Source organism: Puia dinghuensis, assembly GCF_014642875.1.
Lineage (GTDB): Bacteria > Bacteroidota > Bacteroidia > Chitinophagales > Chitinophagaceae > Puia > Puia dinghuensis.
In genome coordinates this window covers 1-23,820 of sequence record NZ_BMJC01000008.1, presented here as the reverse complement: position 1 = coordinate 23,820, position 23,820 = coordinate 1, and the positions used below count along the sequence as shown (strand labels likewise).

Annotated in this window: 18 protein-coding genes; 9 read left to right on the top strand and 9 right to left on the bottom strand. The window is 52.1% G+C overall.

Translation table 11 applies throughout. The annotated features are described in order from the left end of the window. Window positions 1–74 precede the first annotated feature (74 nt). Window positions 75–2,462: an ABC transporter permease gene (locus tag IEY39_RS28095; RefSeq protein WP_188937930.1), complete on the bottom strand. Its 2,388-nt coding sequence runs from the start codon at window positions 2,460–2,462 to the stop codon at window positions 75–77. A 173-nt stretch (window positions 2,463–2,635) separates the two neighbouring features. Here IEY39_RS28095 and IEY39_RS28090 point away from each other — a divergent pair, with 173 nt between their 5' ends. Then, window positions 2,636–3,211: an adenylate kinase family protein gene (locus IEY39_RS28090; RefSeq protein ID WP_188937928.1), complete on the top strand. Its 576-nt coding sequence runs from the start codon at window positions 2,636–2,638 to the stop codon at window positions 3,209–3,211. A gap of 61 nt (window positions 3,212–3,272) precedes the next feature. After that, window positions 3,273–4,133, top strand: a complete 861-nt coding sequence (locus IEY39_RS28085; RefSeq protein WP_188937926.1) for a toxin-antitoxin system YwqK family antitoxin — start codon at window positions 3,273–3,275, stop codon at window positions 4,131–4,133. On the opposite strand, the gene IEY39_RS28080 is transcribed toward IEY39_RS28085, so the two are convergent. The 3 genes from IEY39_RS28080 to IEY39_RS28070 form a co-directional block, all read right to left on the bottom strand. Next, on the bottom strand, window positions 4,111–5,361 hold the full coding sequence (locus IEY39_RS28080; RefSeq protein WP_188937925.1) for a TCR/Tet family MFS transporter: 1,251 nt from the start codon (window positions 5,359–5,361) through the stop codon (window positions 4,111–4,113). The genes IEY39_RS28085 and IEY39_RS28080 overlap by 23 nt on opposite strands. A gap of 108 nt (window positions 5,362–5,469) precedes the next feature. Then, complete coding sequence (locus IEY39_RS28075; RefSeq protein WP_188937923.1) at window positions 5,470–6,480, bottom strand: oxidoreductase; 1,011 nt, start codon at window positions 6,478–6,480, stop codon at window positions 5,470–5,472. A 79-nt stretch (window positions 6,481–6,559) separates the two neighbouring features. Further along, window positions 6,560–7,489, bottom strand: a complete 930-nt coding sequence (locus tag IEY39_RS28070) for a helix-turn-helix domain-containing protein (RefSeq protein ID WP_188937921.1) — start codon at window positions 7,487–7,489, stop codon at window positions 6,560–6,562. Window positions 7,490–7,606: 117 nt separating this feature from the next. On the opposite strand from IEY39_RS28070, the gene IEY39_RS28065 reads away from it, so the two are divergent. From IEY39_RS28065 to IEY39_RS28055, 3 genes are all read left to right on the top strand, one after another. Further along, entirely contained in the window at window positions 7,607–8,383 is a 777-nt protein-coding gene (locus tag IEY39_RS28065; RefSeq protein ID WP_188937919.1) for a DUF1269 domain-containing protein, read from the top strand. Window positions 8,384–8,533: 150 nt separating this feature from the next. Next, on the top strand, window positions 8,534–10,903 hold the full coding sequence (locus IEY39_RS28060) for an ABC transporter permease (protein ID WP_188937917.1): 2,370 nt from the start codon (window positions 8,534–8,536) through the stop codon (window positions 10,901–10,903). Window positions 10,904–11,017: 114 nt separating this feature from the next. Then, window positions 11,018–11,533, top strand: coding sequence for an SRPBCC family protein (locus IEY39_RS28055; protein WP_188937916.1), 516 nt, complete (start codon window positions 11,018–11,020; stop codon window positions 11,531–11,533). Between the two features lie 34 nt (window positions 11,534–11,567). On the opposite strand, the gene IEY39_RS28050 is transcribed toward IEY39_RS28055, so the two are convergent. Continuing rightward, window positions 11,568–12,827, bottom strand: coding sequence for a tetratricopeptide repeat protein (locus IEY39_RS28050; protein WP_188937914.1), 1,260 nt, complete (start codon window positions 12,825–12,827; stop codon window positions 11,568–11,570). Between the two features lie 189 nt (window positions 12,828–13,016). On the opposite strand from IEY39_RS28050, the gene IEY39_RS28045 reads away from it, so the two are divergent. Beyond that, complete coding sequence (locus IEY39_RS28045; RefSeq protein WP_188937912.1) at window positions 13,017–15,443, top strand: ABC transporter permease; 2,427 nt, start codon at window positions 13,017–13,019, stop codon at window positions 15,441–15,443. Window positions 15,444–15,451: 8 nt separating this feature from the next. Here IEY39_RS28045 and IEY39_RS28040 read toward each other — a convergent pair whose 3' ends face one another. Together IEY39_RS28040 and IEY39_RS28035 are read right to left on the bottom strand one after the other, a co-directional pair. Then, a complete protein-coding gene (locus IEY39_RS28040; RefSeq protein WP_188937910.1) occupies window positions 15,452–16,372 on the bottom strand; it encodes a helix-turn-helix domain-containing protein in 921 nt (306 codons plus the stop codon). 12 nt (window positions 16,373–16,384) lie between these two features. Further along, window positions 16,385–17,281, bottom strand: a complete 897-nt coding sequence (locus tag IEY39_RS28035; protein ID WP_188937908.1) for an NAD(P)H-binding protein — start codon at window positions 17,279–17,281, stop codon at window positions 16,385–16,387. A gap of 118 nt (window positions 17,282–17,399) precedes the next feature. Here IEY39_RS28035 and IEY39_RS28030 point away from each other — a divergent pair, with 118 nt between their 5' ends. From IEY39_RS28030 to IEY39_RS28020, 3 genes are all read left to right on the top strand, one after another. Next, a complete protein-coding gene (locus tag IEY39_RS28030; RefSeq protein ID WP_188937906.1) occupies window positions 17,400–18,377 on the top strand; it encodes an SMP-30/gluconolactonase/LRE family protein in 978 nt (325 codons plus the stop codon). Window positions 18,378–18,437: 60 nt separating this feature from the next. Further along, complete coding sequence (locus IEY39_RS28025; protein ID WP_188937905.1) at window positions 18,438–19,349, top strand: alpha/beta fold hydrolase; 912 nt, start codon at window positions 18,438–18,440, stop codon at window positions 19,347–19,349. 90 nt (window positions 19,350–19,439) lie between these two features. Beyond that, window positions 19,440–20,645, top strand: coding sequence for a putative Ig domain-containing protein (locus IEY39_RS28020; protein WP_188937903.1), 1,206 nt, complete (start codon window positions 19,440–19,442; stop codon window positions 20,643–20,645). 25 nt (window positions 20,646–20,670) lie between these two features. On the opposite strand, the gene IEY39_RS28015 is transcribed toward IEY39_RS28020, so the two are convergent. Then, on the bottom strand, window positions 20,671–21,669 hold the full coding sequence (locus IEY39_RS28015) for an aldo/keto reductase (protein ID WP_188937901.1): 999 nt from the start codon (window positions 21,667–21,669) through the stop codon (window positions 20,671–20,673). Window positions 21,670–21,674: 5 nt separating this feature from the next. After that, a partial coding sequence (locus IEY39_RS28010) for an AMP-binding protein (protein ID WP_188937899.1) occupies window positions 21,675–23,820 on the bottom strand: 2,146 nt, incomplete at its 5' end.

The following is a 23,820-nucleotide window of genomic DNA, read 5'->3' as shown; positions in this document are numbered from 1 at the left end:
ATAAGAGAAAGATACAACAAGCGAGAGGAAAGATCAAGTTTCCGGCTTTGCTGGCAGGATGACCTATATAGTTGCTATTCGGTGCGCAGAGCTCGCACGGGGTTCATCATCGCGGCCTTGATGCCCTGGTAACTCACAGTCAGGAGTGTGATCAGCAACGCGCCGGCCGCCGCCCACGCAAATACCCACCATGGCATTGTAGCGTGGTAAGGATAGTGCATCAGCCAATTGCCCATGAAATTATAGCCCAGCGGCAGCGCTATCACGATCGAAATGGCGACCATCAAAAGGAAATCTTTGCTCAGCAACGCCCACAGATTGACGACCGATGCTCCCATCACTTTCCGGATGCCGATCTCTTTTACCCGTTGCTCAGCCATAAACGATGCCATCCCAAACAACCCGAGACAACTGATGAAAATCGCCAGCGCGGCAAACAAACCGGCAAGCCTGCCCACCCGATGTTCGTTGCTGAATTTCCTTGCATATTCCTCATCCACGAATTTGCAGGCAAAGGGCACGGCCGGCGAATAGGTCTTACACACCGCCTCCAGGGTTCGAATGGCCTCATGCGTACTTACTGCCGGGTTGATGCGGACATCGACATAGTCGAAGGCGCCATGACCAAGCCGGAAGAGCGTTTGTTTCACCGGTTCGTAGGGTGACCCCATCACCATATCCTTCACTACTCCGATTACGGTAAGATCAAATTTCCCAACCCGGATGATCTGCCCCACCGGGTCTTTTAGTCCCATATATTTTACGGCGGCTTCGTTCAACACCAATCCGGCCGAGTCGGTACGCAGCTGGGGGGAGAAGTCGCGTCCGGCAGTGAATTGCCAGCCTACCGTCTTACCATATGCGGTGCTGACGGCGATGTTACCAAAGTCAGCCGACATCGATGGGTCTTTGCCCGGCCAGGTTACGTCGCCGCGGTTGTAGTTGACGCCCGTGGTCGGGCTATTGGATTCGGCGACCTCGGTGATGGCGCCTGACTTCAGGAGGTCGGCGCGAAACGCGGAAAAATGATCGTGCAGGTCGCTGGTGGAGGTCTCGATATATACCAGCCCATCCCGGGTGTACCCCACCGGCCGGTCTTTGGCAAACTCTATCTGCCTGAAGACGACCATCGTCCCGATGATGAGCACCACGGACACCGTAAACTGCAACACCACCAACACTTGCCGTGGCAGCGCCGCCCAACGTCCGGCGTTGAACCTGCCTTTCAGCACTTTCACTGGCCGGAAGGCGGACAAGTACAAGGCGGGATAGCTCCCGGCAACGACGCCCGTAAACAACACAAACGCCAGGGTGAGTGCCCAAAACAGGATATTGCTCCAGGGAAAAAGGATCTTTTTGTCCGCCACTTCGTTGAAGAAAGGGAGGCTCAGCCACACCAGCAGCAGCGCAAAGGCAAAGGCCAGCGTCGCCATGAAAATGGATTCGGTGAAGAACTGACCGATGAGCTGGCCGCGCAAGGAGCCGATGGACTTGCGGATGCCGACCTCTTTTGCGCGTTTCTCGCTGCGGGCCGTGCTCAGGTTCATAAAATTGATACAGGCCAGCAGGAGCACAAAGCCACCGATGATGCCGAACAGCCACACATACCGGATCGCGCCGCCCGTGTTGACGCCATCCTTAAACTCCGAATACAGATGCCATCTGCTCATCGGTTGGAGGAAGAGCTGTGGTTTCAACTTTACCTGCCCCGGCCCCGCATGGTCGAGGATCATGTTCTTTATTTTCGCCGAAAGCCGTTGCATGCCGGCGTGCTCCCTCACTTGTACATACATAAAGAGGGAAGCATCGTTCCAGTCGGTGGGGTTCCTGCCGTTGAAGTCGGCGGAAGCCGCCACAAAAAAATCCCAGGGCGCCATGAAGGCCATGTCGTGAAAGGTGGTGTTGTCGGGGAGGTCTTCGTACACTCCCGACACTTTGAAAGAAGCCTTGTTGTCGAGACTGATGACCTTGTCCATCGGGTCTTCGTCGCCAAACAAGGCCTTAGCCACCGACGTGGAGATCAGCATGCCGCTGGGTCCGACGAGCCCACTCCGGGTGCCTCGCAGCATGTGCAGCGACAGCATGTCCGGACCTTCGGAGCCTACAAAATTCCCTGCGTAGGAGATCTTCTTCTCTCCCACCGTGAGGATATGGTTCCCGGTAAAAGCCGTCATCACGATATGTTCGAAGTCCTTTCCATAGCTCTTCCGCAGTTCGGCATCCAGTGGCAGCGGGATGTCCCCGACTGTATGTACCCGGCCGTTGATGGTCACCTGCTGCATCACCCCGGCTATCCGGTTGTAGTTGGCGTGATACTTATCATAGGAAATCTCGTCATAGATCCACAGGCCGATGAGCAGGGCAACGGCCATGCCCACCGATAGTCCGGCGATGTTGATAAAGGAATGCGCTTTGTTCTTTCGCAGATTGCGGATGGCGATGGTGAGATAGTTTTTAAACATAATCAGGAGTTTAAGCAATGACGGCGATGCGGCCTGTTTCGAGCGCCAAATGCAGTGCCAGATCGGTATTATGATATGGATCAACGCCTTATGTTTACATCTACGAAGAATGTCGTTCGTTTTTGATACACCGGATGTCCGTATCTTTGCGGCCGCCAGGCAATAAACCACACATGAACATCATCATCGTCACAGGACCACCCTATTCCGGAAAAGGCACTCAATGCGAGATCATTAGCAAAATTCTACACTTTACCCACCTTTCGACGGGCGACCGGTGCCGTCAGGAAAAAGCGAACCACACGAAGATCGGGCAGATCATGTCGCAGTATGAGGAAAAGGGTGACCTGGTTCCCGACTCGATCATGAAAACCCTATTCGGCCAGATCCTCGATGAAAACAAGGATAGGAAGGGGGTCATCCTGGACGGCTATCCGCGGACAAATCCCCAGGTGGACGATCTGCTGGAATTGGTAAAGGAAAAGAAACAGCAGATTCGGCTTGTCATCAATATTGACGTGGCGCATGATGAGTTGCTCGCCAGGGCATTGAAAAGGGCGGCGGACTCCAGCCGGGAAGACGATAAGGACCCGGCGACTCACCTGAAGCGCCTCCACATCTTTGAAACCGCGACCCTGCCGGCGATTGCTTATATGAAAACCCTGCTTCCCGTTGTCGATATCGACGGTATGGGGGAGATCGCTGAGATAACCCGGCGGATAAGGGAGCAGATACCTACTCATTTTTAGGATAGTTTCGCGAATACGAAACCGTTGTTCTGATATCTTCGAAATTTGGCTATTTTACAGGATGCAAAAACTCCTACTGTCTTTACCAGCCACATTTATTCTGCTGTCCGTTGCCGCGCAACAGCCGGCCTATACCGAAAAACATTTTGTCCGCGAGGAAGACCCAAAAGAATTTGTCCCGATAGTGCCAAAAAGTGGCTTTACGAGAACCTATCTCCTTGGCCAGGTTGGTATCATGGACCTCGACGACAATCATACCACCTACATCAAGTATGGGACTAAAGCCTTGCTGTGCATCGAGGGCGAGTATCAAAATAACCAACGGGAGGGCGTATTTACGTTCTCCCTCATAGATAGCCTCGATCATAAGAAAAGGTATAAGCTGTATGAACAAACCTTCAAGGCCAATAAGCTCAATGGCGAATGGCGTACCTATACGCTGGCAGGAAAGCTGAACAACGTCCAGCACTATAGCAACGACAGTCTCGACGGGCTCAGCAGAACCTACTGGATCGATGGAAAGTCCATTGTCGAAGAAAGGCAATACTCCAACGGCAGGGCCAACTACATTTTGAGGAAATACTCTCCGCCCGACACCCTCGAGCGTGAGATCACTTTTGTCAACAATGCTCCCAATGGTGCGGCTAAGGTATTTTATCCCTCGGGCATCGTAAAGGACGAAGTCACGTTGAAGGACGGTGCGCTAATCGGCATCCGGCGTTATTATTATCCTTCCGGCAAAATCTGGTCCGAAGCTGAATATAAAAACGGTAAACCGTGGACTGCGATCGCCAACTATACCGCTGATGGCCAGAAGCGCAACCCGGGAACGCTAAAGAATGGCAATGGGACGATGATCCTCTACGACGATGACGGGACCGTCCGGCAAACCCTTAGGTTTATCGAGGGCGTTCAGCTGTAGTGAGGGCCGCCCGTTTCTCCCGGCTCAGCACGCGGTTGGCGATGATCGTGGCCATCAGCATGAACAGGGCGCCAAGCAGGAAATGCATCCCGGGAAAATAGAACGGCGCCTTGCTACTGGTGAAGTAGGCAAAGATGTTGCTCATGATCAGCGGACCGATGACCGTCGTCAAACTCATCAGGCTTGTCAGCGCGCCCTGTAATTCACCCTGTTGATTGGGCGGAACATGTCCCGAGATGACAGATTGCAACGCCGGACCGGCAAGACCGCCAAGACAATACGGCACCAGGAAAGCGAACATCATCCAGCTTTGGCTGGCAAACCCAAACAGCACCAGACCCACCGTATACAGCGACAATCCTATATAGATGCTTTTTTCATTGCCGATCTTGGGATTTACCACCCGCGTCAGTCCGGCCTGCACGCCGCCAACCAGTACGCCGACGACCGTCAGGGAAATGCCAATCATTTTTGGTCCCCAACCAAACCGGTAGGAGGTGAAGAAATTCCAGTTGCCCTGCACTGACTGCGCAGCCAGATAGATGAGGAAAAAGCTAATGGCCAGTCCCCCGATCTCCGGGTGCGAGCTAAGGAATTTCAAGGAACCAAAGGGATTGGCGCGTTTCCAGTCGAAGGGTCTGCGGTTCTCTTTGCTCAGGGATTCCGGCAGGATGAAATACCCATAGAGGCAGTTGAGCAGGCAAAGTATCGCGGCACCCCAAAACGGCGCCCTTATTCCCCAGGTGGCCAACACGCCCCCAAGAGCAGGGCCGAGCACAAAACCAAGTCCGAAGGCGGCGCCGATCATCCCGAAATTCTTTGCCCGCTCAGAGGGGTCGGTGCTTACATCCGCGATGTAGGCGCTTGCCGTAGTAAAACTTGCCCCCGTGATACCGGCGATCACCCGGCCGATGAACAACCAACCATACGCCGGCGCCAGCGCCAGGATAATATAATCGATGCCAAAGCCCAGCAGGGAAAAGAGCAGAATGGGCCGGCGGCCAAATCTATCACTGAGGTTGCCGATGACGGGCGCAAACAAAAACTGCGTAACCGCAAATGCCGCGAGCAGATAACTCCCATACGGGCTGGCTTCGTTAGGGGGTATTCCTTTCAATTTGGAGATGAGATCGGCCATCACGGGGATGATGAGGCCCCACCCCATTACGTCGATGAGTAAGGTGACGAAGATAAATCCGATGGCTGCTTTTTTGTTGGATGTTTGCATATGGATAAGTCCTTTGATTAAATCTTTAGCAAACATACCAAAAAAATTGACACCCCGGGAAGGTAAAAACGTCAACTTAGCAGGGTAAATCCGACATTCGCCGGGATATTAACCGAGGGCCTTTACGGCTGTCAGCGTCTCGCTTAATTTCCAAAGCCGGTCGGCGGCTACGGGGTCCACTGCATATGAGAAGACTCCAAGAGCCTGCGAACCGATGGGCCGGCTTATTTTATGCATCTCCTCTTCCTTGTCAGCGGGTATCAGCGGTGCGATATCGCAATTCTCGCAATAGACGCCACCCCTCCCTTCCAGCTGTGGACTGGTGGCGCACCAGACGCTGGTTGCCGCGCCCTGCTCTACGGTCTTTAACCCCCGCGACGGATCGAGGATGGGTTGATCGTTCTCATCGAGTGCCCCCGCTCTCCGGAGATCGTCGAGGGAAATATGACGGCTCAGGTCGGTACCCACGATAGTGCCGGGATGCAGGGAAAAGGCACGGATACCTGCCGCTTTGCCCACTTCATCCAGCTTTACCGCGAAAAGGACATTGGCTGTCTTTGACTGGCCGTAGGCCAGCCAACGATCGTAAGGGCGGTGTAGAAAATTCGGGTCATCAAAATCCACCGGCGAAAAGCGATGGCCCCAGGATGAGACTGACACGACACGTGCACCGCCGGCCTTTACCAGCGCCGGCCACAATCGCGCCACCAATTGAAAATGCCCGAGATGGTTGGTGGCAAACTGCGATTCATAACCACGCACATCCCGCACGAGCGGTGTCGCCATGATACCGGCATTGTTCACCAGGATATGCAGGGGCCGGCCGGTGGATAAAAAGGCGGCGGCAAAGGCATCTATCGATGCAGGATCAAACAAATCCATCTGGTGCATCTCTACGCCTGCGATTCCCTTCAACGCCTGCTCAGCCTTGGCCATGTCCCGCACGGGGACGATCACCTTCGCACCAGCGGCCGTCAGTACCCGCGTAGTTTCCAGGCCGATGCCTGCATAGCCGCCCGTGACGATAGCTGTCTTTCCCGACAGATCGATTCCTTTGATAACCTCACCGGCTGTAGAGGCGGCGCCAAAGCCGGAAGGAATAGGTTGTTGTTTTTGCATACACAAAATTACGATGGGTGTAACCGGCCACCTTGTGCGATGCAAACCATTAATTGTAAAATTCAAACCAAGCCCTGATCTATAGCGCGGGCGCGGCCGGGGCGGTGGTGTCCGCCAACCGAAACGCAGAGGGACTCATATGCACCCGCTTCCTGAAAAAATTATTGAAATGCGCCTGGTCCTGGAAACCAAGGCTGTACCCCACTTCTGCGATGTTCATATCGGTATGTCTGAGCATCGCCTTTGCCTCCGCCGCCAGCCGGTCGAAAATATGCTCGCTTGTCGTTTTGCCGGTTTGGGCTTTTACGGCCCGGTTGAGGTAATTGATATGAATGGCGAGCTTGTCGGCAAAATCCTTGGGGGTGCGCAACAGGAGGCGGCGGCCCGACAATTCTACGGGAAACTGGCGGTCGAGCAGTTCAAGAAAGACAGCCGTAATCCGTGCCGAAGCATTCGTATCCGCGGGTCTGTAAGTCAGCGGCGCCAGCTTCATGGCGAAATAAATGATCTCGGTGACATAGGCCCTGATCAGCTGATATTTATAGGTATAGGTACTGTTCAGTTCGGCCAGCATTTTTCTGAAAAGGCGGCTCAGCTCTTCGCATTGTCCGGGGTCCAGGGAGAAGATCGGCTTGACGCCGGGAAGAAACAGCGGCACTTCGTCAAGGTTGATCCTCAAATCTTCCTTGAAAAAATCTTCCTTGAAGACGCAAAAGTATCCGCGGGCGTTCGCCGGTAAAGACGCGTAGGTATAGGGCACCCGGGGATTGAAGAACAACAGGCTATCGCCGCTGATGGCTATGGTTTCATCCCCGAAATGAAATTGCGCATCACCCCTGAACAACATGATCTTATAAAAATCCCGCCTGATGTAGGTAGGATATAGTTGTCCCGATTGCAGCCGTTCGGCAATGTCCGCCACATTAAAATGGTGACCGGCGTCAGTCTGCTTTGGACTGCAAAGACTGCTGCGGTAGAATTCCTCCAGGGTTTGCGTTGCAAATGGCATAGCGGTGATTTTTGGGAGTTATCGACCTCTTTGCAAATTTCAAACTTTTTGCACATTCCATCAAATCGCCCGATTTATTATAGTAACTTTCTGTCTCACCTTTTCAAATCTATACTGATGACAAATCTTATCATCGCCTCCTTCAAGGAGGACACACAAGCCATTGAAGCTTCGCAAAAATTGAATGAGCTGGAAACTATCGGGGACATCACCATCTACGAGAGAGTCCTCGTCAGGAAAAAAGCCGATGGAACAACGGAACTGGTGCAGACCGACACTACCGAGGGTCTGACGACACTATCGGGCATGACTATTGGCACATTGATCGGCGCGCTCGCCGGACCGGTAGGTATGCTTGCGGGCATGCTCACGGGAACACTGGCCGGTGCGGCCATGGAAGTAGATGATTATGGTTTCGCCGAGGATTTTGTTTCCAAAGCGGCGGATCACCTTCAGCCAGGGACGATAGCCATCATCGCCGAAGTTGAAGAGGATAACAATATCTTCATCGACGATTCGCTCAATCCCCTGGGCGCCACACTGACAAGGAGCGAGGTCAACTACGAGCTGGACAAGTATTCCGACGAAGAACTCGACCAGCTGGACGAAGACATTGCCGAACAAAGGGCAAAGTTGAAAACAGCCGCCGCAGACAAAAAGGCCAAGATCGATAAAAAAATTGCTGACCTTAAAGAAAAGCGGAAAGAGACCCTTGCCGAGTGGAAGGAAAAAGCGAAAGAAGCTGCTTCAGATGTCAAGGAGTCGGTGAAAGATCGGAAGATCGCCCGCATACGGAACAAGATCGAAAAACATCAGAAGAAGATATCCGATCTGGAGTCGAAATTGCAGGAAGCAATTGGCAAACAACCAGAGGTGCAAGCAGCAGTGCATTAAAATCATTCGGGGCCTGCCGGTGGGTGGTCCCATGCCCGCCGGCGGGCATTCCCTGTATCGAATCCGTACATGCATAACCGCAGCCGTCCCCTTCCCTGGCTGAAATCCAATTTATTATAAAACAGGCACCAGCTTTGGTGGAAAGGGTTTATGATAAAGAACTACTTTCTCACTGCCTGGCGCAATCTGGTAAAAACAAAAGGATACAGCGCGCTGAATATTTCGGGGCTCGCCATTGGCATGGCCGTCGCTCTGCTTATCGGTCTCTGGGTATACGATCAATATTCCTACGACAGGTTCCTTCCGGACTACCAGCGGCTCTACCGCGTGAGAAGGAATTTCAACAGCAACGGCGAGACCCTGAATTTCACCAGCACTTCCCTCAAACTCGCGGATGTCCTGCGCAAGCAGATACCCGAGATCGAATACGTGGCGGAGACCGATGGCAACCAGCACCATGTACTGCTGGTGAATAACCATCAATTTTATCTGGAAGGGATACAGATCGGCAGCGATTTCCTAAAAATGTTTCCCTTCCCCCTTGTGCAGGGCAATGCAGGCACGGTGTTGAAGGAAACCTACTCCATCGTACTAACGCAATCGACAGCCACGGCTCTGTTCGGTAAGGAAGACCCCATCGGCAAAACGGTGCGCATCGACAACAGGGATAACCTCAAAGTAACGGGCATCCTGAAAGACGTTCCTCATAACTCTACTTTTCAATTCGATTATGTCATTCCGTTCAGCTATTCGGCCAAGGTGCACAATTATTACACCAATGGCGGCATGAATTCGTTTGGGAACAATGGTTTCTCGCAATACGTCAAGCTAAGGCCCGGCATATCCTACGCCCAGGTGGCGCCCAAAATAAAGGACATCGAGAAGACGGAGACGAATAGCTCCAACGCCATGCTTTCCGAGGTCGTGCTCCAACCGATGACCAACTGGCACTTGTATGATAATTATATCAATGGCAAAGAGACGGGCGGCTTCCTGGACTATGTCCGGATGTTCACCTTCATCGGCGCGCTGGTATTGCTTATAGCCTGCATCAACTTCATCAACCTCACGACGGCCCGGTCGGAGAAAAGAGCAAGGGAAGTGGGCGTGAGAAAGGCCATCGGGTCGCAGCGCAAAGACCTGATCATTCAATTCCTGGCGGAATCCCTGCTGCTTACCTTTTTTTCCTTCCTGTTCGCCCTGGTACTGGTGGAGCTTGCCCTACCGTCCTTCAATGCACTTACTAAAAGCGGGATGCGGATCCCATTCTCCAGTGGCATTTTCTGGCTGATCCTGCTGAGCTGCGTATTCCTCACCGCCCTCATCGCGGGCAGCAGACCGGCCTTTCATCTGTCTTCCTTCAACGCCGTGAAGGCCCTCAAAGGCGGCAAACTGACCGGCAGAGCGAGTACCCTCCCCCGGCGGCTACTGGTAGTCGCCCAGTTTTCCTGTAGCATCGCTCTCATCATCAGTACGATCATCATTTATCAGCAAATCCAGCACGCCAGGAACCGGCCATCCGGTTTTGACAGTAACCGCCTGCTGATGACCTGGATGAATGACGAACTCAACCACAACTACCCCGCGCTGAAGAATGAACTCCTGCAAAGGGGCATTGCCTCGGCCGTAACGACGGCAAGCAGCCCGGCCACCGATATTTACTGGCATTCTGATGTTGCGAAATGGCCGGGGAAAAATCCCGGGGAGACCATCGAGATGGGTACGATCATCGTTGGGGACGACTATTTCAAAACCCTGGGCATGACCATCGTCGAAGGCAGGGATTTCCATCCTGTGGATTCGCAAAGCATCATCTACAACCAGGCCGCCATCCGGCAGATGCGCATCAAGCAGCCGGTGGGGCAAACGGTCTTCTGGGACACCACCCGGCAGATCGTCGGGGTAGCGGGAAATGCGCTGATGCTCTCACCCTTCGCGGCTGTCGACCCGACCCAGTGGGTTTACTCCCCCAACAACTCCGGAAATGTCATGATGTACCGGTTGTCCCCATCCATCAGCACCGTCGACGCCATTGCACAGCTGAACAAGCTGTTTGTGAAATACAATCCCTCCTATCCCTACAAATACACCTTCGCCGATGAAAGCTATGCCGCCAAGTTCAACCTGGAAGTACTTGTCGGGAAGCTGGCAGGCATCTTTGCTACGCTGGCGGTATTTATCTCCTGCCTCGGACTTTTCGGGCTGGCAGCCTATACGGCGGAGCAGCGTACGAAGGAGATCGGCATCCGCAAGGTATTGGGCGCCTCGATTCCGCAGGTGTGGATGCTGTTGTCCAAAGATTTTATCGTCCTCGTGCTGATCAGTTGTCTCATCGCATCGCCCGTCGCCTTTTACTTTTTGCACGGTTGGTTGTTGAAGTATGATTATCGCATCAGTATTGGTCCGGGTGTTTTTATCATGGCCGCGGTGATGGCGCTTGTCATTACCGTCGTCACGATCAGCTTCCAGGCGGTGAAGGCGGCGATTTCCAATCCGGTGGCCGCATTGCGTAGTGAGTAGAATGGCACTGCGGCGGGAGGCCCCGGCCGGGGCCTCCCGCGAATTCTCCATTTTCAATAAAGCCTTTGGCCGTGGCTGGTTTTAGTTTTGTTATGAACTTAAAACCAGCAACAAATGTCAACTACAACAAACAAAGACTTTCGCGCCCCGAGCGAATCCAAGCGGGCTCCAAAAGCAGTGGCCGACGGCATCGGCGGGATGATCCTCGGTGTCGCAGAGATCGGCGGTACTCCCGAACAGGTCTTCAATGCCCTTACGACTGACGAGGTGACCAAGTGGTGGAAATATCCCGGCTTCTATTTTCAAAAGGACTGGAAGGCCGACCTCCGGCCCTGCGGACAATGGAGCGTCACCGTCGAACTAGCTGACGGCAATGAAGTTCATGCCTTTGGCGAATTCTGTGAGATCGGCTATCCCAACAAGCTCGTCATGACGCGGATATTCGACAAACATCCCTTCCAGGGCAGCCGCGAAACCACCATCACCTATCGCTTCGAGCCTTCCCCTTACGGCACGCTCGTCACCATCCGCGACGAAGGTTTCATCGGGCGAAGCCAGGCTGCCTATGGCAATGCCGACATCTGGGAAAAGGTGATGGGGTGGCTGGATGCCTATCTCAGCGCGAAATAATCGATTACTACATGAAAGGGGCGGCTCCCGCGGATCAATCGAGCTTCATCCCGTTGACTACCTCTTTAAAAGTATTCCAGGAGACTTCGTGGATATCTTCACAGGTGTCCAGGAGGAACAAATAGAAAATCCTGCCCGGGAAGCGCGTCCGGATAATACTTGGCGTATAAAAATTAACCTTCCCCGGCTCGCCTTTCATTTCTTCGCCCTGGTCCTCCAGCGACATCCCCGGATAGGGCGGCGCCGAACGTTCGATGCCGATGAAGTGGATATGGGCGCCTCCCCGATCGGAATAGAGGTTTTTATTCTGGAAAGTATAAGAAACACCTGTAGGAAATTTATCCGCGAAAGGGAAAGCAGCGTCCCTGACACCACCCATCTTCATAAAGGAGGCCATGAAGTCTGTTAATTTCTCTCCTTCACCGGCTACATGCATCACCAGGGCAATGCTGAAACCGATGTTGGCGCCTTTCGGGCTGGTCACTACCGGCGGCTGCATGGCTACGGCCGTAAGCCTTTTTACAAAGCCATTCATTTGCATCTCCCAATTGCTATCCGCGGCAAATTTTATTCCCAGAGGCCGTGATAGAAACGTCACCTTCTTTCCCTGCCGATCGGGTTGCCATAATTCGTTGGTGCTATAGGAGCTGTCAGGGTCGGCCCGGACGCTCTTCATCTTAAGCGTCGAATCCATCATCGTTGCCATCAGGCTGCTTCCTCCACCCTTCAGGTAGTGATCCAGTCCATACCGACAATGCGAAGGCATTCCAACCGCATACATAGCAAAGGCATATTCCTGCCAGAATTCATTTGCCGTCGCGCTATTCACCAGTTTCACCGCTTTGTTGAAGCACGACACCCCTTTTTTCAGCTCATCAGACTGCGAATAGTGATACCCCAGGAACCAATATCCCCGGCAATCGCTTTCATCGGCCGCAATGGCTTTCAGATAATACGCTTCTGCTGTGTCATAATAGGATTGTTGATTGAGATTATAGAGATAATGCGCAATTTCACCTAATAGCAGATCGGTCTCATAAACGTTGGCCTTTAGTGGCGCAAACAGGGTGAGACAGGTTTTCAATTCCCCGATGAGGGAATCCTTGGAAACATCGTATACCCAGTCGGGTGACCAATGATCATAATAGACGAGATTGGCCAATAAAAAATGTTGTTGGGAAACATACTGCCCGGAAGGGTCGATCTTTTTAAAATCTACGAATTTAACGTCTGCCCGGCATTCCAATCGGGTGAAGAGCCATAAGGCGATGAGGAGCAAAAAGAACTTTTTCATTTGGTTAGTTGAGGCCGGTAAAATAGAAAAAAATCAAGATTCCCCGTTGGATAGATGATGCTGCCGGACAATCGATGTTCAAAAACGAACACTTTTGTAAGCGGCCTAAATGCAAATAGGTATTAATCAGCAAATTATACACTGGCACATTATTTATTATGATCCATTGCCCTTCTAAAGGCAATCGTCATGCTGAGTAATTTTTTTAAGATCGCGCTTCGAAATATCGTCCGATATAAAAGTTTTTCCGCCATTAATATAATAGGGCTTGCCCTGGGCCTCACGGCCTGCATCCTGATAGGGCTTTTTGTGTGGGATGAAAGCCAGTACGACAGATCCGTTCCCGGCAATGATCGGATATACCGGCTCTACACCGAATTTTCCAACAACAGCGGTACCCAAAAGCTGGCCGTCACTCCGCCCACCTTTGCCACGGTGCTGAAGAAAGATTTTCCCGAAGTAGAGCAGACCGCCAGGTTGATCATGCAGGCGGGTCATAAAACGCTTTTTGAAGCAGGTCGCATCCGGCTGGATGAAGAAAACGGCTTTTTTGCCGACTCCACACTCTTCGATGTGCTCCCCCTCCCCTTTAAATATGGTTCTGCCATCTCTGCCCTCAACGATGCCCACTCCATCGTGATCTCACAGGAAATGGCAAAGCAGTTTTTTGGCGAAACAGACCCCGTAGGCAGGCAATTGTCGATGGACAAAACACCCTATCTTATAAGAGGTGTTTTTGAAAAGGACCCAAAATTCCATTTACCGTTTGATTATATTGTTCCGCTTTCCGCGCTGCAGCTGCCAACCGCCCGGCTGCAGAACTGGAGCTGGCACCAGTTTATGACCTATGCACGACTAAAGACCGGCACGGATGTGCACCTGCTGCAAAGAAAATTTCAAGATGAAGTAGCCAGGATCGCGAAGTCATCGCCCGATGAAGCGCAGACCACGGACAAGCCTTTCTTCCAGCCGTTGAAGGACATTCATCTGTATTCGGCAGATCTGAAATTCGATGTGGCGCAAAGGGGTAATATTGCCTATGTCAAAGCGCTGACCATTATCTCGATCTTTATCCTGCTTATCGCCTGCTTCAATTTTGTCAACCTGGCCACGGCCAGATCGCTGCAAAGAGCCCGGGAAGTAGGGGTGAGAAAAGCCATCGGCGCCGGCAGAAAACAGCTGATCTTCCAATTTGTCGGGGAAACGATGCTGCTTGCCTTTATCAGCACTTTTACTGCTGTTGTGCTTGCTTCTTTGTTGCTTCCGTGGCTGAACGAGTTTACGGGTAAACATATACCTGAGGGGCTGTTGACCGAGCCGGCTGCGCTATTATTATTGCTTGCATTGGTGCTGGCAACGGGGTTATTCGCCGGATTTTATCCCGCATTGGTGCTTTCGGGTTTCAAGCCCATCAATGTGCTAAAGGGTGCGGCGCCCATCAACCAGCAATCGGGCAGGGCCGGATGGTTGCGACAAGCCCTTGTAATAATACAATTTGCCTTGTCCGTGTTACTGATCATCAGTTCGATCGTTGTTTTCAGACAGGTGGATTATCTCCACCACAAAGACCTTGGCTTTGAAAAAGACCAGATCATGTTCTTTCCGATGAGAGGGGACAACATGTTCAAGAACAGAGAGGCATTCAAAAATGAATTGCTACAGTCACCGGGTGTCGCTTCGGTCTCCATTGGCTATGGTTTCCCGGGCGACGCTGTAGCGGGGGATGAGATAATCACCGATGATGACGGTAGAAAAACAACGCTGTCGGCCACGCAGCTTGCGGTTGATTTCGATTATGTCAAAACATTGGGATTGCAGGTGGTCGAAGGGCGGGATTTTTCAAGGGCGATGCCTACTGATAAAGATCATGCCTGGATCATCAATGAGACAGCTGTGAAGGAACTGGGGTTCGGGACGCCGAAGAATGCCATCGGTCAAACGCTTTCGTGGCATCCGTGGGAAGCATCCAATCCCGATTCATTGAAAACGGGGCGGATCATCGGGGTTGTAAAAGATTTCAACTACAAGAGCCTTTATGAAAAAGTACAGACCGCCGTCATCCAGATATTTCCCGGGGCCGCCTGGAAGGTGGCAGTAAAACTAAGGCCGGGTGATGCAGGCAATACGATCGATCGGGTAAAAACCATCTGGAACAGATTTTCCCCGGACTATCCGATCGAATATACCTTTCTCGATGAGAACTTTGAAGTAATGTATACGGCGGAGGACAAATTGCGTTCGTTGTTGCTGATCTTTACAGGGATTGCGATCTTTGTCGGATGTCTTGGGTTGTTTGGGCTTGCCGCCTATGCGGCAGAATGCAGAAAAAAAGAAGTAGGTATCCGCAAGGTATTGGGGGCAACGACACAAAGCGTAGTATTCCTTTTGTCAAAGGAATTTATACGGCTGGTGGTGTTATCATTGTTGATAGCCTCGCCTGTTGCGTGGTATTTTATGACTAGATGGTTGGAGGGTTTTGCTTATCGCATCACCATCGGTTGGGCGGTATTTGCGGTGACCGCGGTTGTTGCCCTGGGAATTGCCTTTATAACGGTGAGCTATCAGGGGATAAAAGCGGCGCTTGCGAGCCCAGTGAAGAGTTTGAGGACGGAGTGAGTGGGCGATCAGTTGAAAGACTGCCTGAAGGCCAGAGGGGAAAGATTGGTCCGGGTTTTGAATAATTTGCTAAACGACTGCGGATATTCAAATCCCAGTTCGTATGCGATCTCACTTACCGACAATTCGGTGGTCGACAGCTTTTCTTTTGCCTTTTCGATCACCTTGTCGTGGATGTGTTGTTGGGTGCTCTTGCCCGTCAATGTTTTTAACAAACCGCTGAGGTAGTTAGGCGACATGTTTAATTCGCTGGAAATATACCTGACTGTGGGTAACCCTTTTGTGGCCAGATCATCGCTGTTGAAGTAATCCGTCAGCAGGTCTTCCAGCCGGCCGAGTACCTTATGATTCGTAATCTTCCTGGTAATAAATTGCCGCTGATAGAATCTTTCTGCATAGTTGAAGAGTGTTTCCAACTGAGAAACAATGATGTCCTGGCTGAATTTGTCGATGTTGGCGCGATATTCCTGTTCGATGTTTTGGATGATCCCGGTGATGGTCGCTTCTTCTTTTTCCGAAAGGAACAAGGCTTCATTCACCGAATAATCGAAGAACTCGTATTGCTTTATTTTTTTCGCTAATGGGGTATGCCACAAAAAGTCGGGATGGATCAATAACATCCACCCCGATTGTTTCATTTCTACACTATGGTCGATCTCGATTCTAAATACCTGGCCGGGTGACATAAAACTCATGACGCCTTCATCAAAATCATATTCCTGCTGGCCGTATCTTACTTTGGCAGGAAAATTCCTCTTCAACGCGATAGTATAAAAATCAAATACCAGGCTCACCGGTTCATCGATGGGAATATGCTTGACGGTTGTCAGATCGATCACGCCGATCAAGGGATGCTCAGGCTTCGGCATTTGCCTGAACTGATGAAATTCGCTGATCGTTTTACATCTATAAGGTTGCGCGCCTGCCATATCACAAGGTACTTATTTTTGGTTGTAGGCGACGGCGAATTCCCTTGCGAAGTCCGTCATCTTTATTTTTCCCAACACCGCCGGTCGATTGCGGAAATAATCTGCGCCCAATTCCCCGCTATGCACGCATGCGTACATCTCAACAAGGCCGGCGACGATGTCCGGGTTCATTCCGGCCGCTATCATGCCACTTTGCATTTGCTCGCCGGGAATGATCATCCATTGCAGATCGGGCTTGCCAATGGCGGCGCCTAAGATATGGGCAACTTCATTACAGGTGAGTTCGTCACTTGCCACGTACCGTATTTTCCTGCCTGTCAGCGGCGTCACAATTTCTTCGGCGATGGCGGTGGCTATATCTTTCGGCGATACCCATACCATCTTGTCGTCCGCACCGTAGTTGGCCGCGATGAATCCGGCTTTCTTTATCATTGGCACATAGCCATACAAATTGTAGTAAAATGCCGTGGGACGCATAAAGGTGATGGCGACATCCGCCAATTTGCCCAGGGTAATCTCCAGATGACGATGCAAAAGAATGAGGCCCGAACCCTTTTCCAGGTGAGCGCCGATGCTACTGAGGTGGACCAGCCGCTTTACGCCCGACTGGCGGATGGCCTGTGCAAAGTTGTTGGCGAGGCGATCGCATTTCGCATAAATGTCGTAATCCTGGTCGAAGTAGTTGCCCGGCGGCAGCATAGTATATACGGCATCCGCCCCGGCAAAGGCGGTCGTAAGAAAATCAACATCTTCTACCGAGCCGATAGCAGGGGTGGCGCCCAGGGCCCCGATGGCGGACTTTTTTTCGGGATTGTGGCTGATGACGGTTACGGCATGTCCTTTCTGTACCAGCTCTTCTGTCAGCGGCTTGCCGATGTGCCCCAGCGAGCCTGTTAAAGTAATTTTCATTTGTCTGTTTTTTATACCACAAAGCTCTTCAGCAACAGACAAACAGATTTAAGCGAATCTATGGTTGTTGTATCCAAATGTAATTTTACTTAACTTTCCCATGCCACAACCTTAACTTATGCTGCGGTATATCTTCCTGGCTATACTTACCCTGGTCGCAGGAAACTCCTTCAATCCGGTTTCGGGACAGAAGGCGTATAAGGCAATCGTGGCTAATGCAACCCGCGAACTGATCCCTGAAGGCATAGCCGTCGACGCAAGGTCCGGACGCATCTATGTCGGCAGCATGTCGCAACACAAAATAGTGGTCATCGACTCCACGGGAAAGTCCAAGGATTTTGCCTACGTCAATGATAGCTTACCGGGATATACCGATATTTCAGGGCTTAAGATCGATGCCCACAGCGGGCTACTTTGGGCCGTATCCACGTACATCGAAGGCCGATCGTATACCGCGCAGCTGAACGCCTTCGATCTTCTCACCGGAGTGCTTAAAGAACAATTTACCGTAAAAGACGGTGCAAGACATATCTTCAACGATCTTATACTCGATCCCGTCCGTCGCCGGATCTATCTCACCGATACGCCTTTTGGCGCCGTATATGTGGTCGATCCGGCAATGGGCAGCATCACTATCCTCGTAAAAGATTCCTTAACGGCTTATCCCAACGGCATCGCGCTGTCGGGCGACCGGTGGTTGTATATCGCCACGTACAGCCATGGACTCCTGCGGTTCGACCTGATGACGAAAAAGCTCGCGCCCTTGCCGGGATATCAGAACAGCGAAATGGCTTTTAACCTCGACGGCCTGGCCTATAAGGACCATCTCCTGTATGGGGTTTATAATTCTGCTGCCCATAAAAGGGATAATGCACTTATCCAATACCGGTTGAACGCAGAAGATACCAGCATCGTCAGTGAAAATATCATTGACATCGGAAATCCCATCTTTCGGAAACCTACTACCCTTTCTTTGGTGGGCTCGAGAATCTATCTCCTGGCGGTGACGAATATCGACGAGTTTAATGCCAATCACAACTCGATCAGCGGCATCGAAAATCAGCTGATGCCTGTAACGATACTTGTATATAAGTAATATTGCTTTGCTGCTCCTGTAAATTTTTATGGAAAGCCTGGGATCATGCATCCAAGTGATATGAAAAAATATCTTTTTACGACACTTGCTTTTGGGGGATTACTCGCCAATTCAGGCAGATGCCAGAGTATTGACACATTAATAGATGTGGGGGGTTACCGGCTCTATTTTCACATCATAAAAGGAAAAGGGATGCCAATCCTGTTTGAAGGCGGAGCCGGGGCCGATGTAACTGTTTGGGATAGTATTTTGAAGCCAATAGCTGATGTTACGCACGCAACGCTGATAACTTATGACCGCCCTGGTTTTGGGAAAAGCGAACTGGATACCAGTAATCATGACCTGGACAAACATGGGATCGTACAAGGTATTGAAGGGCTGGAAACGGGCCTGAAAAAATTGGGCTATGATGGGAACATCATGCTGGTAGCACATTCCTTCGGTGGCTTTTGCGCAACGCTGTATGCTGCCAGACACCCTGCAACAGTGAAAGCAGCCGTGCTGATCGACGCCAATCATGTTTGCTGGTTTCAAGATGCCTATGTCGATAGTGTTACCAACCTAAGAAAAAAGGCTTATGCGACCAAGGAGAACATCGAACTGCCAGGGTATTACATGGGTTTAAATCTCCGAAATACAGTGGAACTCATGAGAAGAACGCCTTTCCCGGCATCCGTTCCGGTAATCGATCTGGTTTCGGAGATCAACTTCCCTGATTCCGTAAGTGCGGCCAGATGGAGAGTCTGTCACAGGCAATTTGTCCAAGCCCAGCCTAACCGTCAGGGCATTACTGCTTATGGATGCGGGCATTTTATTTTTAGAGATAACCCACCCCTTGCCATTAGCGCCATCGTAAAAGCTTATGTCGGCACGCTGGGTAGAGATCGAGGCGATGAAACAATGAAGCGGTTTCTTTCTTATAGTCTCGAAGGGGCCAATGATGAGAAGAGGAGGGAAGTAGGGAAGAAGTGATGCCTGGCTATCCAAAATTTAGCATCAAAAATCAGGAAGATTGCATTATAAGTCTTACATTTATTTTATAAGACTTCAACTTGATAGTGTATGGTAAACCTTATCCAATATCTGTCGTTTGCCCTTTTTTTATTAGCCTTACCTGTACAGGGTTCTACCCAGTCCGTTTTTTGGGATAGCCCCGAGGCGTATCTTGGCCAGGCCCGTCCTTCCGATACACCCAGAATATTTGCACCGGGTTTACTTACAGAGCCCGGGCATTTTAATTTTACAACAGGACGCATCGCATTTACCCCGGATGGGAAGGAGGTTTACTATGCCATCAACACTCAGTGGTATAGCGGCAAGGACCTGAAATTGAAGTATTTTATCTATGACCAAATGGGATGGAAGGGGCCGCGGCTATTGAATGCCCACTATTCCACGCCCACTTTCTCACCGGACGGCAGTAAGTTGTTTTTGGCGGGCGGGGGCAAGGCCGGGGTTATTTGGCAGTCGAAGCGTACGGATACGGGATGGAGTGCTCCTGTGGAGTATTTGCAGCGGAGTTACGCCCTGTACAATTTCATCGAGACCGCCAGTGGCAACCGGTATGTAGGCAGCAATGGAACATGGGGAAAAATGCAGGACATGAATGCATGGGACTTTTCCATACTGTCGAATACCGATACGACCATCCGAAGCCTGGGAGTACCGTTGAATACTCCGGGATTCGACGGAGATTTTTTTATAGCGACCGACGAATCCTTTATGGTCGTCAGCGCCAAGGAAACCAAGGATAATCAATGCGAGCTATATATCAGCTACCGGAAAAAGGATCATAGCTGGACAAATCCCAAAAGCCTGGGTACATTGATCAATGACGGTCCCGCACACCGATGGGGAGAGTATGTAACACCAGATAACAAGTACCTGTTCTATACTCGCGGAACAAGCGAAAAGGATTGCGCCATTTACTGGGTGCGCTTTGACGACCTGCTGGATCGTTTCCGACATACCAATTTCGAGCCTTATGTAAAGACACCCATAGCCGACCAGGCCGCTCAATCAGGTCACCCGTTGCACCTGACCATTTCCCCCGATGTGTTTGTGGATGACGACGGCAATCACACGCTGAAGATCTCCGCTGCGCTGGAAGACGGCAGCCCGCTGCCTGATTGGCTCCGGTTCCGCGCATCCAACCGGACATTTTCCGGAACCCCTGCCAATCCCGGATCCTACCACATCCGGATCACTGCCACGGACACGGCAGGCGCCACTGTTTCTACTGATTTTACGCTGAAAGTTAACGGCTAAAGAGTGGGTAAATACAGGAGCAATTTCATACTTCTAATTGTTGGCTCAGTTCTTCCAGGAGGCCATCGATGGTCTTTACGTCCTCCTCACCGAGCGATATCTCCAGCGCCTTTGTGTCATGTTCGATCTGTTCGGGGCTGGTGGCGCCCAGCAGTGCCACGGTAATACCGGGCCGGTCGATGGTCCATCGGATCACCAGCTGAGGGATGGATACACCATAGCCCGATGCAATGGGGGTGAGCTTGTCGAGGAAAGCACGAATCCGGGCCCTGTTGGCCTCCTCGTACAAAGCGGCCTCCCATGGATTGTCATCTTTCCAGACGAATTTCGGCACGTCCCCCCCGTTGAGGATACCGCGTTGTAATACGCTATAGGCGAGAATACCTTTTTGTTTCTCCAGGCAATAGGGAACGAGGTCCCTTTCGATGCGTCTGTTCAGCATGCTGTAGCGGGTTTTGTGGGATACGACCGTGGCCACCTCTTCCGCCTTTGCCATGTCTTCCAGGGTGTGGTTGCACAATCCCGCGGCCCTGATCTTGCCTTGTTCTTTGAGCCGTATAAATGCTTCCATCGATTCCCCGATGGGGGTCGTAAGATCGGGATAGTGAATGGAGTATAAGTCTATATAATCGGTCCTTAACCGGCGCAGGCTGTCTTCGCATTGCCGGATGATGCTTTCTTTTCCCGAATAGTGGTATATGTCGAACAGCTGGTCCTTGTGTTTAATGTCCTTGTAACGCAACACGCCCCGGGTGCCTTCCCAGACCACCCCGCATTTGGTCAAGAGCTGAAAGCGGTCGCGGGGCTGGTCTTCCAACACCCTGGCCACGACTTCCTCACTGAATCCAAGGCTATAGTTGGGTGCGGTATCGATGGATGTAAACCCCAGCTCATGGGCCTTACGCAAGGCGGCGATGGCGCTTTCGGTGGGCGTCGGATACTGGGCCCATGGGCCAATGGCCCAGGCTCCGAATGTCAGGACGGATAAAGAGAGGCCACTATTGCCCAAAGGTCTGTATTCCATATTTCTTATGATTTCGTGTTTCTGTTGGCTGCCGGGAAGTGCTCCGCCAGTCTTTTGGCTAATAGCGGACCGTTTGCTTCGTCTACCAGGGAGGAATGATTGCCCGGTGCAGAGATTGCCCGGACGTCGCGGGTATGGTCCTGCCATCCCAGGAACTCCCCGTATCCGCGCCAATCCTCCTCTTCCGCCCGGACGACGATGAGTGACGCCTTTGCCATACCCACGGCCTGATAGGGCATCGCCGAATGGACGAGCCTCGCATGCAGGGCCCGCAGCAACCGCTTGTCGCGCAGCCCGGTAGCTGAAGCGATGTGATAGACGAGGAACGACAGACGGTCTTCCTTCGTCATCTCCCGCGTTTCCCGCATCCAGGTTTCGGCCCAATCGGGAGGCAGGAAACATTGGTGATTGGCCAGCAAAGCATGGAGGAGGGTCGACAGGCGTGGGTCGACGATGCTTCCGTCGCCAGGTTCCAGCAAGTCCGGTTTACGGGCGGACGCATCCAGCAGGACTACAAAGTCGACACAGGCACCGTTGTCTTCGAGTCGTCGGGTGAGGTCGAAGGCGATATCGGCTCCGAAGCTGTGACCGATAAACCGATAGGGTCCATTGGGCTGGGCCTGCCGGATCTGCTCCAGCACCAGGTCGACGGCCCCTCTTATGTCCAGCGAGAGCGGAAGTTCGTTCAAAGCCACGCCGTATATGCAGAAGCGTTCTCCGAGATTCCCGGCGAGGACTTCGTAGGGCTCTGTAAATCCCGGGGATCCCGGCAGGAGGAAAAGAGGAGGCGCTTCTTCGGAACCATGCATAATGCGGATCCCTTCCTGCCTGGCGCCGGCGATCTTTTTCTCTTGTCTTTCCAGGTGAGCGGCCAGTTGTGCTATAGTCGGATGGGCCAGCAGGGTTTTAAAGGCCAGGGGATAACCCAGCCGGCGTAACCGATCGGCAAGAGGGAAAAGCAGAAGGGAGTGCCCGCCCAGGGAAAAAAAGTTATCCGAAAGGCCGATGGGTGTCACTCCCAGCAGTTCTTCCCAAGTGGCTGCCAGTCGGATCTCCAGGTCACTTTGGGGGGCCTGGTATCCGTCCTGGATGTACGCGTCGTCCTCCGGATCGGGCAATCGTCTCAGGTCGGTCTTGCCATTCCCCGTCAGCGGGAAAGCAGTCATTTCCACCCATTGAACGGGGATCATATAGTCGGGCAGACATTGCCGCAGGTGATCCCGAAGCGCCTGCCGGTCAAAACGCCCATCGGGCACCACGTATCCCACCAGCCGCGGCTGGGAGTCCTTTCCGAGGCGGACGGTGACGATCGTTTGCCGGACCAGCCCGCTCCCCTGAATTGCTGCTTCTATCTCACCGGCTTCAATCCGGTGTCCCCGGATCTTCACCTGCCCATCCAGACGTCCCAGGTATTCGATGTTGCCGTCCGGCAACCATCGACCCCGGTCGCCCGTTTTGTATACCCTGGCGTTTACCCCATTGTTCAAATGGACTTGAATAAAGCGTTGTTCCGTAAGCGCGGGTTGGTTCCAATAGCCTCTCGCCAGGCCGGCGCCCCCTACATAGATCTCTCCGGTGACCCCGATGGGAAGCAGTTGTTGCCGGTCGTCCAGAATGTAGGCTGTTCGATACTTAAAGGGGCGCCCTACCGGTACTTCTCCTCCCTGGTATGCTGCCCCGACAGAAAACGTCGTTGAATAGGTGCTGTTTTCGGTAGGCCCGTACCCGTTGAGAATGATCAGATGTGGATAGGCCTTCCTCAGCTGGTATATATGTGGACCAGACAATTTCTCTCCCCCGATGATGACGGTGTCGAGGCCTTGGAAAAGGTTTATATCCCGATCGAGTAATTGGTTGAACCAACTGGTTGTAAACCACATTTTATTGACCTTTCGGCGCCGAATCTCCTCTTTCAGCAGGGAAGCATTCAGCAGGGTATCGTGATCGCACAGGACCAGTAACCCTCCATTCAGCAACATCGCCCAAAACTCGAATGGAGCCACGTCAAACGAAGGGGATGCGGTGGACAAAAGAATGTCGTCGGGGCCCAGGGGCATGACGCTGTCGTCCTTCACCAGGCTGACGATACCCCTGTGTTCGATCATAACGCCTTTTGGGCGGCCAGTAGAACCCGATGTGTAGATGACATAG